Source organism: Pseudomonas sp. IT-P253 (assembly GCF_949768125.1).
Classification (GTDB): domain Bacteria; phylum Pseudomonadota; class Gammaproteobacteria; order Pseudomonadales; family Pseudomonadaceae; genus Aquipseudomonas.
Genome location: NZ_CATKPT010000034.1, coordinates 34721 through 49226 on the forward strand (window position 1 = coordinate 34721; position 14506 = coordinate 49226).

At 60.4% G+C, this 14506-nt stretch carries 11 protein-coding genes; 7 read left to right on the forward strand and 4 right to left on the reverse strand.

Annotation, left to right across the window (positions count from 1 at the left end):
• Nucleotides 1–37: 37 nt before the first annotated feature.
• From glyA to ACM6IR_RS19230, 4 genes are all read right to left on the reverse strand, one after another.
• Entirely contained in the window at nt 38–1294 is a 1257-nt protein-coding gene (gene glyA / locus ACM6IR_RS19215) for a serine hydroxymethyltransferase (protein ID WP_414909153.1), read from the reverse strand.
• Nucleotides 1295–1364: 70 nt separating this feature from the next.
• Entirely contained in the window at nt 1365–1742 is a 378-nt protein-coding gene (gcvH, locus tag ACM6IR_RS19220; protein WP_414909154.1) for a glycine cleavage system protein GcvH, read from the reverse strand.
• Nucleotides 1743–2163: 421 nt separating this feature from the next.
• Nucleotides 2164–3672: a sigma-54-dependent transcriptional regulator gene (locus tag ACM6IR_RS19225; RefSeq protein ID WP_414909155.1), complete on the reverse strand. Its 1509-nt coding sequence runs from the start codon at nt 3670–3672 to the stop codon at nt 2164–2166.
• Nucleotides 3673–3728: 56 nt separating this feature from the next.
• Complete coding sequence (locus ACM6IR_RS19230) at nt 3729–4643, reverse strand: LysR family transcriptional regulator (RefSeq protein WP_414909156.1); 915 nt, start codon at nt 4641–4643, stop codon at nt 3729–3731.
• A gap of 152 nt (nt 4644–4795) precedes the next feature.
• Between ACM6IR_RS19230 and speB the strand changes: the two genes are divergently transcribed.
• The 7 genes from speB to ACM6IR_RS19265 all read left to right on the forward strand — a co-directional run bounded on the left by speB (nt 4796) and on the right by ACM6IR_RS19265 (nt 14444).
• Nucleotides 4796–5800, forward strand: a complete 1005-nt coding sequence (speB, locus tag ACM6IR_RS19235) for an agmatinase (RefSeq protein ID WP_414909157.1) — start codon at nt 4796–4798, stop codon at nt 5798–5800.
• Nucleotides 5801–5827: 27 nt separating this feature from the next.
• Complete coding sequence (locus tag ACM6IR_RS19240) at nt 5828–7336, forward strand: aldehyde dehydrogenase family protein (RefSeq protein WP_414909158.1); 1509 nt, start codon at nt 5828–5830, stop codon at nt 7334–7336.
• A 222-nt stretch (nt 7337–7558) separates the two neighbouring features.
• On the forward strand, nt 7559–9127 hold the full coding sequence (locus ACM6IR_RS19245; RefSeq protein ID WP_414909159.1) for a purine-cytosine permease family protein: 1569 nt from the start codon (nt 7559–7561) through the stop codon (nt 9125–9127).
• 2 nt (nt 9128–9129) lie between these two features.
• Entirely contained in the window at nt 9130–10818 is a 1689-nt protein-coding gene (gene betA / locus ACM6IR_RS19250; protein ID WP_414909160.1) for a choline dehydrogenase, read from the forward strand.
• Nucleotides 10819–10939: 121 nt separating this feature from the next.
• Nucleotides 10940–11269 (forward strand): hypothetical protein, encoded by a 330-nt coding sequence (locus ACM6IR_RS19255; RefSeq protein WP_414909165.1) that lies wholly within the window; start codon nt 10940–10942, stop codon nt 11267–11269.
• Nucleotides 11270–11629: 360 nt separating this feature from the next.
• On the forward strand, nt 11630–13633 hold the full coding sequence (locus ACM6IR_RS19260; RefSeq protein WP_414909161.1) for an aminotransferase class I/II-fold pyridoxal phosphate-dependent enzyme: 2004 nt from the start codon (nt 11630–11632) through the stop codon (nt 13631–13633).
• Nucleotides 13634–13661: 28 nt separating this feature from the next.
• Entirely contained in the window at nt 13662–14444 is a 783-nt protein-coding gene (locus ACM6IR_RS19265; RefSeq protein ID WP_414909162.1) for a transporter substrate-binding domain-containing protein, read from the forward strand.
• Nucleotides 14445–14506 lie beyond the last annotated feature (62 nt).

Here is a 14506-nt window from a genome sequence, read left to right on the forward strand (position 1 = left end):
ACAGCTGCTACGGCACTGCGGGCCAGTGCGCTATGGGTCAGTTGCGGTAGACCGGGAAATCACTGCACATCGCTGCGGCCTGTCTGGCGACATGTGCCTCGACGTCGGCGTCGCCGAGGTGATCGAGGATGTCGCAGATCCAGCCCGCCAGTTCGATGCTCTGGGCTTCCTTGAAACCCCGGCTGGTGATCGCTGGCGTACCGATGCGCAAGCCCGAGGTGACGAAGGGCGATTGTGGATCGTTCGGCACCGCGTTCTTGTTCACGGTGATCCCGGCACGGCCGAGGGCCGCGTCGGCGTCTTTGCCGGTGAGGCCCTGACGAATCAGGCTGACCAGGAACAGGTGGTTGTCGGTGCCACCTGACACCACGTCGTAGCCGCGGTCGATAAACACATTCGCCATCGCCTGGGCGTTGCGGATCACTTGTGCCTGATAGGTCTTGAAGGCGGGCTCCAGCGCCTCTTTGAAGCACACCGCCTTGGCCGCGATCACGTGCATCAACGGGCCACCCTGGCCGCCGGGGAATACCGCCGCGTTGAGTTTTTTCTCCAGTTCCGGATTGGCCTTGGCGAGGATCAGGCCGCCACGCGGGCCGCGCAGGGTCTTGTGAGTGGTGGTGGTGACCACGTCGGCAAAGGGAATCGGGTTCGGGTATAGACCGGTTGCCACCAGCCCGGCGACGTGGGCCATGTCGACAAACAGATAAGCGCCCACTTTGTCAGCGATCTGACGGAAGCGCGGGAAGTCCAGGATTTTGGAGTAAGCGGAGAACCCGGCGATGATCATTTTCGGCTTGTGTTCGACCGCCAGACGCTCGACTTCGTCGTAATCGATCAGGCCGGTGGTGGTGTCGATGCCGTACTGAACAGCGTTGTAGAGTTTGCCGGAGAAGCTGACTTTGGCGCCGTGGGTCAGGTGGCCGCCGTGGGCCAGGCTCATGCCCAGCACGGTGTCACCGGCCTGCAGCAACGCCAGATACACCGCGGCATTGGCCTGGCTGCCGGAGTGCGGCTGGACGTTGGCGTAATCGGCGCCGAACAGCTGTTTGGCACGATCGATGGCCAGTTGTTCGACCACATCGACGTGCTCGCAGCCGCCGTAGTAGCGCTTGCCCGGATAGCCTTCAGCGTACTTGTTGGTCAGGCCGCTGCCTTGCGCTTCCATGACGCGTTGGCTGGTGTAGTTCTCCGAGGCGATCAGCTCGATGTGGTGTTCCTGTCGCGCGTCTTCGGCGTTCATCGCCGCCAGCAATTCGTCGTCGTAGCCTTTGATCTGGTCATGCTTGCTGAACATGGTGAAGCCCTCTGATTATTCGCTGTCAATTGACGTACAGGGTGATGCGTTGGTCTTTGCCGCGGGGCGGTCAGGCCTCTTCGTTGATCAGCTGCTCATAAGCGGTCTGGTCAAGCAGGGTGTCCATTGCGCTGGCGTCCCGAGGTCGCATGCGAAAGAACCAGCCTTCTCCCAGCGGGTCTTCGTTGATCAATTCGGGGGAGCTATCCAGCGTCGAATTCACTTCAACCACTTCGCCGTCCAAGGGCATGTACACGCCGCTGGCCGCTTTTACCGATTCCAGCACCGCCACTTCATCGCCGGCAGCGAATGTGCGCAATTCGGGCACCTGAACGAAGACCACGTCGCCCAGCGCTTGCTGGGCGAAAGGAGTGATGCCTACGGTAATCAGGCCATTGCTCTCAAGACGCAGCCATTCGTGGTCGGTGGTAAAACGCAGTTCGCTCATATCAACTCCTTATTGTTCTGGTGGCTTCAGAGGTGATAGCAAGGGCGGTGCCATATTTATTTATTCGTTTTAAATCAATGACATAAATTGTTTTAGGCAGGGTTTGAGAATCGCGCGTGTATTGAAACCAATACAGGCATCGGGGGCGGGAGCGGAAAAGTCCGGACCAGGCGAGTGACGGTGTTTTGTCTTGATTTCGATACGCTGTATTGATTTTAAAACAGGCGAAATCAGGCCAATCCGCATGCGGGTCAACGACAACGCAATCCGTAGCAGCTGCCGAAGGCTGCGTCCGGCTGCGCAGCAGTCGCAAAACCGGTATGCGCAATATGACTGATACACCGCATTATCTGGTCTTACGACTGCTGCGCAGCCGGACGCAGCCTTCGGCAGCTGCTACGGATTTGCGTTGAGGGAGGAATCAGGGTTTGCCTGGAATGCCGTACTTGCGCAGCCGGATGGCAATCGCGCTGTGGGAAGTGTGCAGGCGAGCGGCGAGTAAACGGCTGGAGGGGTAGCTGCGGTAGAGCTGTTCCAGCAGGTTCTTTTCAAACCCTTCGACGGCTTCCTCCAGACTGCCCACTTCACCGTTGTTCTGGCGCTCCACGGCCGTGCGGGCGATGTCCAGGTCGTCGATGTCCACCAGCGGATTTTCACAAATGGCGGCGGCGCGAAAGATCACGTTTTGCAGTTGGCGGACGTTGCCTGGCCAGCGGTTGCCAAGCAGTGCCGCAAAGGTGCCGGGCGCCAGTCGACAGAGCGGGCGCTGAATCTGAGCGCAGGCTTGCTGCATGAAGTGATTGGCCATCAACAGGATGTCGTGACCGCGCTCACGTAACGGCGGCACTTGCAGGTTGAGCACATTCAAACGGTAGAACAGGTCTTCGCGAAAACGGCCTTCGGCGACCATTTTTTCCAGGTCGCGGTGGGTCGCGCTGAGGACCCGCACATTGACCTTGACCTCACGATCGCCACCGACCCGGCGGAAGCAGCCATCGCTCAAGAAGCGCAGCAACTTGGCTTGCAGGTAAGGCGACATTTCACCGATTTCATCGAGAAACACCGAGCCCTGATCCGCCAGTTCGAGCAGGCCGAGTTTGCCGCCCCGTTGCGCGCCGGTGAAGGCGCCGGGGGCGTAGCCGAACAGCTCGCTCTCGGCGAGGCTCTCTGGCAGTGCGGCGCAGTTCAGGGCCAGAAAGGGGGCGTCCCGCCGTGTGCTGATGGCGTGGCAGGCGCGGGCCACGAGTTCTTTGCCGGTGCCGGTTTCACCCTGGATCAGTAGGGGCGCGTCGAGCGTGGCAACGCGCTGCGCCCGGGACTTGAGCGTACGAATCGCGGGTGACTCGCCGAGCAGTGCATCGAAGCCTTCGGCGTGGTCGTGGTGCAGCGCCGACAGGCGTTCACCGATACGACTTGGCTGATAGAGGGTCAATAACGCGCCGGCGTCGGTGATCGGCATGGCATCGAGCAGCAGGGTCTGGCCACCGAGGGTGACCTCATGCATGGGCAGGCGGAAACTGTGTTCGATCAACGTGTGTTGCAAATCAGGATCATCGAACAGCGCGCTCAGCGGCTCACCGGCCGGTTCGCGACCACACAGGGCGATCAGCGCCGGATTGGCCAGCAGCACATGGCCCAGGCCATCCACCGCCAGCACCGGATCGGAACTGGCCGCCAGCAAGGCATCCAGTTGCAGACGTCGGCGTTGCCCCGGGAGAATGTCGACCATCGTCACCGCTTGCACGCCGCGCACACCGAGCAACGCATCGCGCAGCTCCTCCATCACATCGGCGCCCAGGGTCGGCGCATCGATGTAAACGTTCGGCGGAACCATTTCCACGGCATCCAGATTGAAGCTGCGCCCACCGAGCAGGGCCAGCACTTCCTGGGTGATGCCGACGCGGTCGATGAAGGTGACGTGGATGCGCATAGGTGGCCTGCAAGGGTTGCGAACGGAATGAGTATGACCGGCACGCGCCGCGTCTGTCAGGTGTTACCGGTGTTGCGTGAACTGGCGGCCAGGTCCTCAAGAAACGCCTCAAGTATCGGCGGCGGGGCAATGCCGCGGCGGGTGATCACGTCGAACGGAGACATCAGTTGCAAACTGGCCGGTGCCAATTGGTGCATCTCGCCGGTCTTGATCCACTGCGCGGCAAAGTGCGCGGGCAGAAAGCCCAGGTACGCACCGGAGATGATCAGGATCGCCAGGGCCTCGATATTGTCGACGGTGGCGGCGGCTTTGCTGACACCCAGGCGTTCAAGGTCGTACTGCTGCATGTAACCCCTGACGACAATTCGGCTGGTGGAAATCTCTTCGAGCAATTCGTCACCCTCGGCCTTGCTGCCATGCAGCGGATGCCGCCGCCCGCAATACAGCCCCAGTGCCTCCTTGTACAGCGGTGAGTGCAACAGGCCCGGAACGTAGATCGGGAAGTGCCCGATGGCCAGGTGCAACCGGCCGTCGAGCACGCGTTCTTCCAGCTCGGCGGGGGTGCCGACGTACACGTTCAGGTGCACGTCATGCCCCCTGGACACGAAGCGTTGGGTGGTGCGCGGGATCGGTGAATCCGGGTCGGTGATGGTGGTGTCGATAATCCCCAGGTTGAGCTTGCCGCTGATGTGTTGCTTGAGCACGTCGGCGTCCATGCAGAAATTTTCCACCGCCGAGAGCAGGCGCTGGGTCGCTTCATGGATGGCCACGCCTTGCTCGGTCAGGCGAAACCCGCTGCGCCCGCGTTGGCAGAGTTTGACCCCGAGCCGGGTTTCCAGGTGGGTCATTTGTTCGCTGATGGTCGACTGGCCGGCATTCAACGCCGCTTGCGCAGCAGAAAAGCCGCCGCACCTGACAATCGTGGCAAACACCCTAAGCAGTTTCAGATCGACATCGTGCAGCTGAATCACCTTGGACCTCCTGCGTGTGGATGCATCGGTAATGCCGATATGAGTATCTGATGTTTAGCATTTTTTCCACGAAAACCTGCGCCCATAGTCACTCCAATGGCGGTCACCTTCCACGTCCGCCGAGCCAAAAACAAGAATTGGAGAGGCCTGAAATGTCGAACAATGGTTATGAATCCGGTCGCCTGAACCTGCCATTCGTGGGGCACTGCACCTTTGGCAAATCCCCGGTATGCACCGACTGGGATGCACTGGATGCCGACGTGGCGGTCCTTGGCGTACCCAACGACATGGGCACCCAATGGCGCTCCGGCGCACGTTTTGGGCCTCGCGGGATTCGCGAGGCATCGACGCTGTTTTCCTTCGGCCATGCCGGCGCCTACGACCACGAAGATGACGTCATGTACCTGACCGCGGCCGATGTGCGCATGGTCGACGTCGGTGATGCCGACATCGTGCACACCGACATGGTCACCAGTAACGAGAACACCGAGTATGCCGTGCGCAAGATCCTCGATGCCGGCGTCATGCCCGTCGTGCTCGGCGGCGATCACTCGGTGCATGCGCCAGTGATCAAGGCCTTCGAGGGGCGCGGTCCGATCCACATCATCCACTTCGATGCGCACCTGGACTTCGTCGACGAACGTCACGGCGTTCGCTATGGCCATGGCAATCCGCTGCGCCGCGCCTCCGAAATGAACCACATAGTCGGCATGACCCAGATGGGCATCCGCAACGTGTCTTCCTCCAATCGCGATGACTACGAAGCGGCTCATGCGGCGGGCTCGAAGATTCTCTCGGTACGCGATGTGCGTCGCCTTGGCGTCGAGGGTGTGCTGGCGTTGATCCCGCAAAACATCAACTACTACATCACCATCGACATCGACGGCTTCGACCCGTCCATTGCGCCTGGCACAGGTACGCCGAGCCATGGCGGTTTCCTGTACTACGAAGTGCTGGAGATCATCCAGGCCCTGGCCAAGCGCAGCAAAGGCAACATCGTCGGCATGGACCTGGTTGAGGTCGCGCCCGTATATGACCCTTCCGGCATGACCTCGATTCTGGCCGCGCAACTGCTGCTCAACAGCATCGGTTTCATCTTCCACGAGCGGGCTCAGGCGCGGCACGCCTTGAGCGAAACCACCACGGCTTCGGCGTGATTTGACCGCCGCACAGAGAGCGTAGAAATGGACACGATCGTTAAGCAGTATTTGCAGAAATTCGGTGTATCCGAAGCCACCCAGACCTTCCTCGGCAAGGCACAGAAGATGTTCATCGGTGGCGCCTGGGTCGAGGCCAGCGACGGCCAGACATCCGAGGTCATCGAACCCTCGACCGAGGGCCTGATCACGCGCATTCCCATGGGCACAACCGAGGATCTGGACCGCGCGGTGCAAGCAGCCCGCGCGCAGTTCGACGGTGGCGCCTGGCGTCAGGCCAAGCCGGCGGAGCGTGAGCGGATGATGCAACGCCTGGCCGACCTGATAGAACGCAATGCCGTTGAACTGGCGGAAATCGAATCGATCGACATGGGCAAGTCGGTGGCCTTCGCCAAGGATGTCGATATCCAGGGTACTGTCGACACGCTGCGATATTTTGCCGGTTGGGCCACGAAACTCCACGGGCGCACCGTCGAACCCTCGTTGCCGGGCAATTACCTGGCTTATACACGCAAGGAAGCGGTGGGGGTGGTCGGCGCCATCGTGCCCTGGAACTTCCCTTTGCAGACCATGGCCTGGAAGCTCGGCGCGGCGCTGGCAACCGGCTGCACCGTGGTGGTCAAGCCGGCCGAACTAACCTCGCTGTCGGCCCTGCGTTTTGCTGAGCTGGTGCAGGAAGCCGGCATTCCAGACGGGGTGATCAACATCGTCACCGGGCGCGGCAGCGTGGTCGGTGCGGCCATGGCCACGCACCCCGGCATCGACAAACTGACCTTCACCGGCTCGACCCCGGTCGGCCGCACTGTCGGGCGTGCCGCGCTGGACGAAATGAAGCGACTAACCCTGGAACTCGGAGGAAAATCACCGGTAATCGTGTTGGCCGACGCGGACGTGCCTGCGGCCGCCAGGGCCATCGCCAACGGGGTGTTTTTCAACTCGGGACAGGTGTGCGATGCCGGTACTCGCGCTTATATTCATCGCAGTATCTACGACGAATTCCTGCGTGAACTGATCACCTACACCCGCACCTTGAAAATGGCCCCGGGCCTGGACCCGGACTGCTTCATCGGCCCGCTGGTCTCGGCATTGCAAAAGGCGCGAGTGAGCGACTACATCGAAACCGGCAAGCGTGAAGGCGCGGAACTGGTCTACGGCGGCCAGCCTGTCGATGGCCCCGGTTTCTTCGTCGAGCCGACCATCTTCGCCCATTGCCGCAACGACATGCGCATCGTTCAGGAAGAGATCTTTGGTCCGGTGCTGGTGACCGCGCCGTTCGAAGATGAAGAAGAGGCGTTGGCGCTGGCCAATGACTCGCCGTACGGCTTGGCGGCCGCACTCTATTCCAATGACCTTGGTAAGGTGCACAGCCTGATTCCACGGTTGCGAGCGGGTTCGGTCTACGTCAACGCCCATGGCACCCTCGACCCGTCGATGCCGTTCGGTGGCTACAAGCAATCCGGATTCGGCAAGGATCTGGGCGCGGAGCAGCTCGATTACCTGCTCGAGACCAAGGCCGTCTGGATCACGTTGCCCTGAGTCACGGCTGACTCAACCCCTGTAGGAGCGAAGCTTGCTCGCGAAAGCGGCGTGTCAGTCGACATCCCTGCTGAATGGGCCACCGTTTTCGCGAGCAAGCTTCGCTCCTACAGAACGTCAGAGTCGCCTTTGGAATTGGAACAGCAAGGAGGCATTCGGGTGTCGTTCCCCCCAAAAGAATGCAGTTATCCCGTCATGATCTTCCAAAAATAAGAGTACATCATGAACACTAACGCCAAGTCCGCCCCGAGGGTGTCGGTCCTCGATGAAAAAACCGTCGTCGAAAGCCATTCGATTGACTTCATCCCGGAACACGAACGCACCGACAAACTGTCGAGCCAGGGCCCGTTCTGGTTTCTCGGCAATTTCACCTTCTTCACCATGACCATCGGCTTCGTCGGTCCGAGCGTTGGCCTGACGGCGCTCTGGACCACACTCGCCGGCACGCTGGGCATCATGTTCGGCACGCTGTTCATGGCGTTTCATGGCTCGCAAGGCCCACACCTGGGCCTGCCGCAGATGATCCAGTCGCGTGCACAGTTCGGCTATCGCGGCGTGATCCTGGTGCTGCTGGCGACGCTGTTTGTGTTCGCCGGTTTCAACATCGTCAACCTGGTGTTGATGATGCAGGGCCTGCACACGCTCTTTGGCTTCAACCCCGCGGTGATCGCCGTGGCCGTGACGATACCGGCGGCGATTTTGGCGATCCTCGGCCATGACTGGATGCACCGCAGCTTCAAATGGGCCTTGTACCTGTCGCTGCCACTGTACGGACTGGTGACGTTGGCGGTGCTGATGGGCTGGGTTCCCGATGCGGCAATGCCGGTGCTCGGGGCCGGTGAAGTAGCACCGCCGCCGTTGGGTTTCAACTGGACCGGTTTCATCGCCCAATTCGCGGCGGCGGCGAGTTACAACATCGCTTATGCCCCGTATGTGTCCGATTATTCGCGTTACCTGCCGAAGAACACCTCCAGCGGAAAACTGATCGCGGTGGTGTTTCTGGGGGCGTCGTTGTCCGGTGCGTGGATGATTTCCGTGGGTGGGTGGCTGGCCGATCACCTGCACTCCACTGATGTGCTGGTGGCGCTCGGGCAAGTCGGCAACACCGTGTCGCCGTTGATCGGCACGGCGGTGGTCGTCATCACGATCCTGGCGTTCCTGCCGGTGATCGCCATGAACATCTACAGCGCCAAGCTGACCACGCTGACCTGCGTCGACTCGATCAAGCACATCGAACCCACCCGCAAGGCGCGGGTTCTGGCGATCGGTTTCGTGATCCTGCTGCAACTGGGCGTGGCCCTGAGCATTCAGAGTTCGGGCAAAGGCCTGTCGGTGCTGGGGATCTACCTGGTGGTGATGTTGTACTTCCTGGTGCCATGGACTTCGGTCAACCTGACTGACTACTTTTTCGTCCGCAAGGGCCGCTACGCCATCCCGCACTTCTTCATGCCCCACGGCAACATCTATGGCAGTTGGGGACTGCGCGGCATTGCGGCGTATGCCATCGGCTTCATTTCGATGATCCCGTTCTTCTACATCTACGACGGCGTCGAGCAGCGTGAAGTCTATGTTGGTCCGCTCGCCAAAGCGCTCGGCAGTATCGACATCGCCTGGCTGGTCGGCCTGATCGTGTCAGGGCTGGTGTACTACTGGTTCAGCCGCTCAATCGATCTCAAGCGCGAAGAAGCGGTCATCCAGCACATCGAAAAGACATCCCCTCAATACACCACTGGCGACAAGCTGACCTTGCACCCGGTGCCCGTTTTCAACGAATCGACGGTCGGGAGATAACCATGGCTACGCAAAAATACGACTACATCATCATCGGTGCCGGCTCGGCAGGTTGTGTGTTGGCCAACCGCTTGAGCGAAGACCCGGATACCTCGGTGTTGGTGCTGGAGTTCGGCGGCAGTGATCGCAGTGTGGTGATCCAGATGCCGAGTGCCTTTTCGATCCCGATGAACACCAAGAAGTACAACTGGCGCTACGAGACCGAGCCGGAGCCTTTCCTCAACGGCCGTCGAATTCATTGTCCGCGCGGCAAGGTGCTGGGTGGCTCATCGTCGATCAATGGTCTGGTGTACATCCGTGGCCACGCCTATGACTTTGATGAGTGGGAGTCGCTCGGCGCACAGGGCTGGGGCTACCGCAATTGCCTGCCGTACTTCAAACGCGCCGAGAGCTACGAGGAGGGCGGCGACAACTATCGTGGGCAAACCGGGCCGTTGCATACCACCAACGGCAATCACATGAAAAACCCGTTGTATGGGGCCTGGGTCGAAGCGGGAGCCGAAGCGGGGTACCTCAAGACCGACGACTGCAACGGCTTCATGCAGGAAGGTTTCGGCGCGATGCACATGACTGTGAAAAATGGCGTGCGTTGCTCCACCGCCAATGCGTACCTGCGCCCGGCGATGGGCCGTTCAAACCTGACCGTGATCACCCATGCGATGACCCGCCAGATCATCCTCGAAGGCAAACGTGCAGTGGGGATCAGCTATGACCACGATGGCCAGACCCATCAGGTCTATTGCAACCGCGAAGTGCTCGTATCGTCCGGCCCCATCGGTTCGCCGCACTTGCTGCAACGCTCCGGCATCGGCCCGGCCGACGTGCTGCGCAAAGCCGGGATCGGTGTCCGCCATGACCTGCCCGGGGTAGGGGAGAACTTGCAGGATCACGCCGAGGTGTACATCCAGTTTGGCTGCAAGGAACCGGTGACACTCAACAGCAAAATGGACCCGCTGAGCAAACTGCTGATCGGCCTGCGCTGGCTGCTGTTCAAGGATGGGCTGGGGGCGACCAATCATTTCGAGGCCGGTGGTTTCATCCGCTCCGAGAAAGGCCTGCGCTGGCCGGACATTCAGTTCCACTTTCTACCGGCAGCCATGCGTTACGACGGCAACAAGCCGATCAAGGGCCACGGCTTCATGGTGCTCACCGGGCCGAACAAACCGAAAAGCCGCGGCTATGTGCGGGCCCGTTCCGCCGACCCTTACGAGCATCCGCAGATCCAGTTCAACTACCTGCAACGCGAAGAAGACCGGGAAGGTTTCCGCCGCTGCATTCGCCTGACCCGGGAAATCATTGGCCAGAAAGCCATGGACCGTTTCCGCGACGGCGAGATCGCACCGGGGCCTCAGGTGAACACTGATGCAGAAATCGACGCCTTCGTTCGTGAAAACCTTGAGAGCACCTACCATCCTTGCGGCTCGTGCCGAATGGGTGAGGACGATATGGCGGTGGTCGATTCAGAGCTGCGCGTGCATGGCATCGCCGGTTTGCGGGTGATCGACTCCTCGGTGTTCCCGACCGAGCCGAACGGCAACCTCAATGCCCCGACCATCATGCTCGCCGAACGGGCCAGCGACCTGGTACGCGGACGCAAGATGTTGCCCGCCTCCGATGTGCCTGTCGGAGTGGTCCAGGATTGGGAAACCAGCCAGCGCTCATCGCTGCCAGGACGCAACGTCCGGGTCTGATCCAGACGCCCGAAAACCAGGCTACCGGGAAGGTAGCCTGGAGATAAGGCATTTTGCTGGCCCCGCAGTCTCGCACTAACCGCCAAAATCATTTTATTTTCAGGTGGTTAGGTGGATGCAAATGCACAAGGTAGTGATCGCGCTGGTGTCGTTTTCTTTGGCGAATGTGGCAGCCTCGGTCCAGGCCAAAGAGCTGCTGCCCAATGATCGGTACATGTGCAGCTGGGGCGCGGGTACTGCGGCGAGGGCCCAGGAACTCAAGCTTTCGGGGGTATCGCTGTATGCCGCTCGTCAAAAAATACAGGCCTATCCCTTCAGCAAAGCCTGGATGCGGATGATGGCCATGGGCATTACCGAGCAAACCTACGACAGCCCGTCGAAGTTCAAGCCTGCGGCTGTCCGGGAGAGCTTCTATGAGGGGTGCATCCACTACAAGTTGGCCCGTAAATAACCCTCCTGCGTCCGTCCCTGTAGGAGCGAAGCTTGCTCGCGAAGAACGATAACGCGGTGTGTCAGAACTGACGCCTTCGCGGGCAAGCCTCGCTCCTACAGTAGTCGGACGCAGGCTTCGCCAGCTGCTACAAAGGCGTGTGTTGCCTACCCCCATTTCCCTCAGGGCACCGCCGCCATACATCCCTCCTTAGCTCCCTATCGAAAAACGGCGCGACTGTCGTGAAAACGACCTGTTTACGCTGAACGCGCAACTCGATGATTTTTCTGTTGAACGAGTGTTCAGCTTCGACTATGTTCCTTCCACCTCCCCGGCTGGTTGCGCGGGCTTGCGTTTCTTCTATTCGAACGAGGCACTGGCATGCGGTTTTCACCCTTTGTTGAGCGGATTTCAGGCGACGGTGTTGCCGCTTGGGATATTCACTATGCGGCATTTGAAGCCCAGCGCCGTGGCGAGGATGTGATCATCCTCAGCATCGGTGACCCGGACTTCCCCACCCCTGATTTCATTACCGATGCCGCGATCCACGCCCTGCGTGAGGGCGACACCCACTACACCGAAATTGCCGGGCGCGATGCCTTGCGTGAAGCCATCGCCGCTCGCTACAGCCCGTTGTTTGGCCGTGAGGTTCAAGCGTCCAGCGTCATCATGACGGCGGGGGCGCAAAACGCATTGTTTGCCGCCTCGATGTGTCTGCTCACGGCCGGCGATGAAGTAATTGCGCTGGACCCGATGTATGTGACCTACGAGGCGACACTCAAAGCCTCCGGCGCGACGCTGGTGCGCGTGCCCTGCGCGGCGGATTCAAATTTCCGGCTCGATGCCGCCGTATTGGCCAAGGCCATTACCCCACGCACCCGGGCCATTTTCCTGGCCAATCCAAACAACCCCACCGGCGTAGTGCTCAACCGCGAGGAGCTGCAAGCCATCGCCGAACTCGCCATCGCCCATGACCTGTGGGTCGTGGTGGACGAGGTGTATGAGAGCCTGTGCTTCGAGCGCGAGCACCTGAGCCTGGCGGCCTTGCCGGGCATGGCCGAGCGTTGCGTGGTGATCGGCAGCCTGTCGAAATCCCATGCCATGACCGGCTGGCGTATCGGCTGGATCGTCGCCGATGCAGCCCTGGTCGCGCATGTCGAAACCCTGGTGCTGAGCATGCTTTACGGCTTGCCGGGGTTTGTCATGGAAGCCGCGCTGAAAGCAGTGGAAGCCCATGAGGACGTAACCCACGGCATGCGCGACATCTATCGCCGTCGTCGTGATCTGGTGGTCGCGGGGTTGTCTGACTGCCCGGGAATTTCAGTGCTCAAACCCGATGCCGGCATGTTCGTGTTGATGGACGTACGCGGCACCGGGCTGACCTCTCTGGAGTTCGCCTGGCGTCTGTTGCGCGAGGCGCGCGTCTCGGTCCTCGATGCCGCCGCTTTCGGTGAGCCGGCCCAAGGTTTTGTGCGGCTCTCGTTCACCCTGGGTGAAGAACGGCTGGCCCAGGCTTGCCAACGTATTCGCGATTTTGTCCTGGTGTTGAAAGGCGAAGCGCCGAGGCCGGTGATCAGCCGTGTCACTTGTGAAGCGACCATTGAGCCGGTCGCGGGCAAGACCATGATTGAAGTCGATCGCCTGCACAAACGCTTTGGCAATATCGAAGTCCTCAAAGGCGTATCCCTGACGGCTCGCGAAGGCGATGTGATCTCGCTGATCGGCGCCAGCGGCTCGGGCAAAAGTACCTTGTTGCGCTGCATCAACATGCTCGAAGTGCCGGACCAGGGGCGCATTCTGGTGGACGGCGAAAGCATTCACCTGAACTTCGATCGTCCCGGCGCGCCGCTGGTGTCCGACGCCAAACAGCTGGTACGGATCCGTTCTAGCCTGGGCATGGTGTTTCAGAACTTCAACCTCTGGCCCCATCGCACGGTGCTGGAAAACCTCATCGAAGCGCCGACCCAGGTCCTGCGTGAAAGCCGTGCGGAGGCCACTGAACGGGCTGAAGCCTTGCTCGAACGTGTGGGGCTTGCCGCCAAGCGCAACGAGTACCCGGCGTTTCTCTCCGGAGGACAGCAACAACGGGTGGCGATCGCCCGGGCTCTGGCCATGCGGCCCAAGGTCATGCTGTTCGATGAACCCACCTCGGCACTCGACCCGGAACTGGTCGGCGAAGTGCTGCGGGTGATCCGCTCTCTCGCGGAAGAAGGCCGGACCATGATCCTGGTGACTCATGAAATGGCTTTCGCACGCGATGTCTCTTCCAAAGTCGCCTATTTGCACCAAGGGCTGATCGAGGAAACCGGCTCGCCGGACGAAGTGTTCGTACACCCACGCAGCGAACGTTGCCGACAATTCGTCAACGCTCATCAGACTCGCTAATACACAATAAAAAGACGGGGAAAAAAACATGGGAAATCGACGTTTGGCAAATTGGATGACCGGTGTGGCCTGCGTAATGCTGGCCGGCATGAGTGCGGCACAGGCTCAGCCGATCAGGTTCGCGGTGGCGGCCGAACCCTATCCGCCGTACACCGAGAAACAGGCTAATGGTGAGTGGAAAGGCTTTGAGGTGGACCTGATTCACAAGCTGTGCAGCGACATGAAAGCCGAGTGTGAGATCAAGGAAGTGGCGTGGGACGGGATCATCCCGTCGTTGCTGGCGAAGAAAGTCGACGTGATTTTTTCCTCCATGTCGGTGACCGAAGAGCGCGAAAAACAGATCGCGTTCAGCAAGGCTTATTACGATTCGGTGGTCGCGGTTGTAGGGCCGAAGGGGACTTCGGTGAAAAAGTACCCGGATGATCTCAAGGGCAAGATCATCGGTGTGCAGAACTCGACGGTGAGCGCGAGCTACCTGAAGCAGTACTACGAAAAAATTGCTGACGTGAAGTATTACGACACGCAGGACTCGGCCAACGCCGACCTGATTGCCGGTCGCATCGACCTGATGATGGCGGACGGCACCGCCATGGCCTCGTTCGTCAAGACTCCCGATGCCGGCAACCTGGAATACCTCGGCGCGGTGCCTTATGACCCGATCTTCGGCAAGGGCGTGGGCGCCGGTCTGCGCAAGGATGACGCTGAACTCAAGGCCAAGCTGGACAAGGCGATTACGAGCTTGCTGGCGAGCAAAGACTATGAGGACCTCTCCCAAAGCTACTTTGGCACCAGCGTGAAACCGGCATTCTGACCTGAGCACAAATCCCTGTAGGAGCGAGGCTTGCCCGCGAAGGGGGCTTCGAGGCCGCCAAA

What these genes read in the sequence shown, in the direction of transcription:
- glyA (WP_414909153.1), bottom strand. Translation starts at nt 1,294, where the DNA reads ATGTTCAGCAAGCATGACCAGATCAAAGGCTACGACGACGAATTGCTG.
- gcvH (WP_414909154.1), bottom strand. Translation starts at nt 1,742, where the DNA reads ATGAGCGAACTGCGTTTTACCACCGACCACGAATGGCTGCGTCTTGAG.
- ACM6IR_RS19225 (WP_414909155.1), bottom strand. Translation starts at nt 3,672, where the DNA reads ATGCGCATCCACGTCACCTTCATCGACCGCGTCGGCATCACCCAGGAA.
- speB (WP_414909157.1), top strand. Translation starts at nt 4,796, where the DNA reads ATGTCGAACAATGGTTATGAATCCGGTCGCCTGAACCTGCCATTCGTG.
- ACM6IR_RS19240 (WP_414909158.1), top strand. Translation starts at nt 5,828, where the DNA reads ATGGACACGATCGTTAAGCAGTATTTGCAGAAATTCGGTGTATCCGAA.
- ACM6IR_RS19245 (WP_414909159.1), top strand. Translation starts at nt 7,559, where the DNA reads ATGAACACTAACGCCAAGTCCGCCCCGAGGGTGTCGGTCCTCGATGAA.
- betA (WP_414909160.1), top strand. Translation starts at nt 9,130, where the DNA reads ATGGCTACGCAAAAATACGACTACATCATCATCGGTGCCGGCTCGGCA.
- ACM6IR_RS19255 (WP_414909165.1), top strand. Translation starts at nt 10,940, where the DNA reads ATGCACAAGGTAGTGATCGCGCTGGTGTCGTTTTCTTTGGCGAATGTG.
- ACM6IR_RS19260 (WP_414909161.1), top strand. Translation starts at nt 11,630, where the DNA reads ATGCGGTTTTCACCCTTTGTTGAGCGGATTTCAGGCGACGGTGTTGCC.
- ACM6IR_RS19265 (WP_414909162.1), top strand. Translation starts at nt 13,662, where the DNA reads ATGGGAAATCGACGTTTGGCAAATTGGATGACCGGTGTGGCCTGCGTA.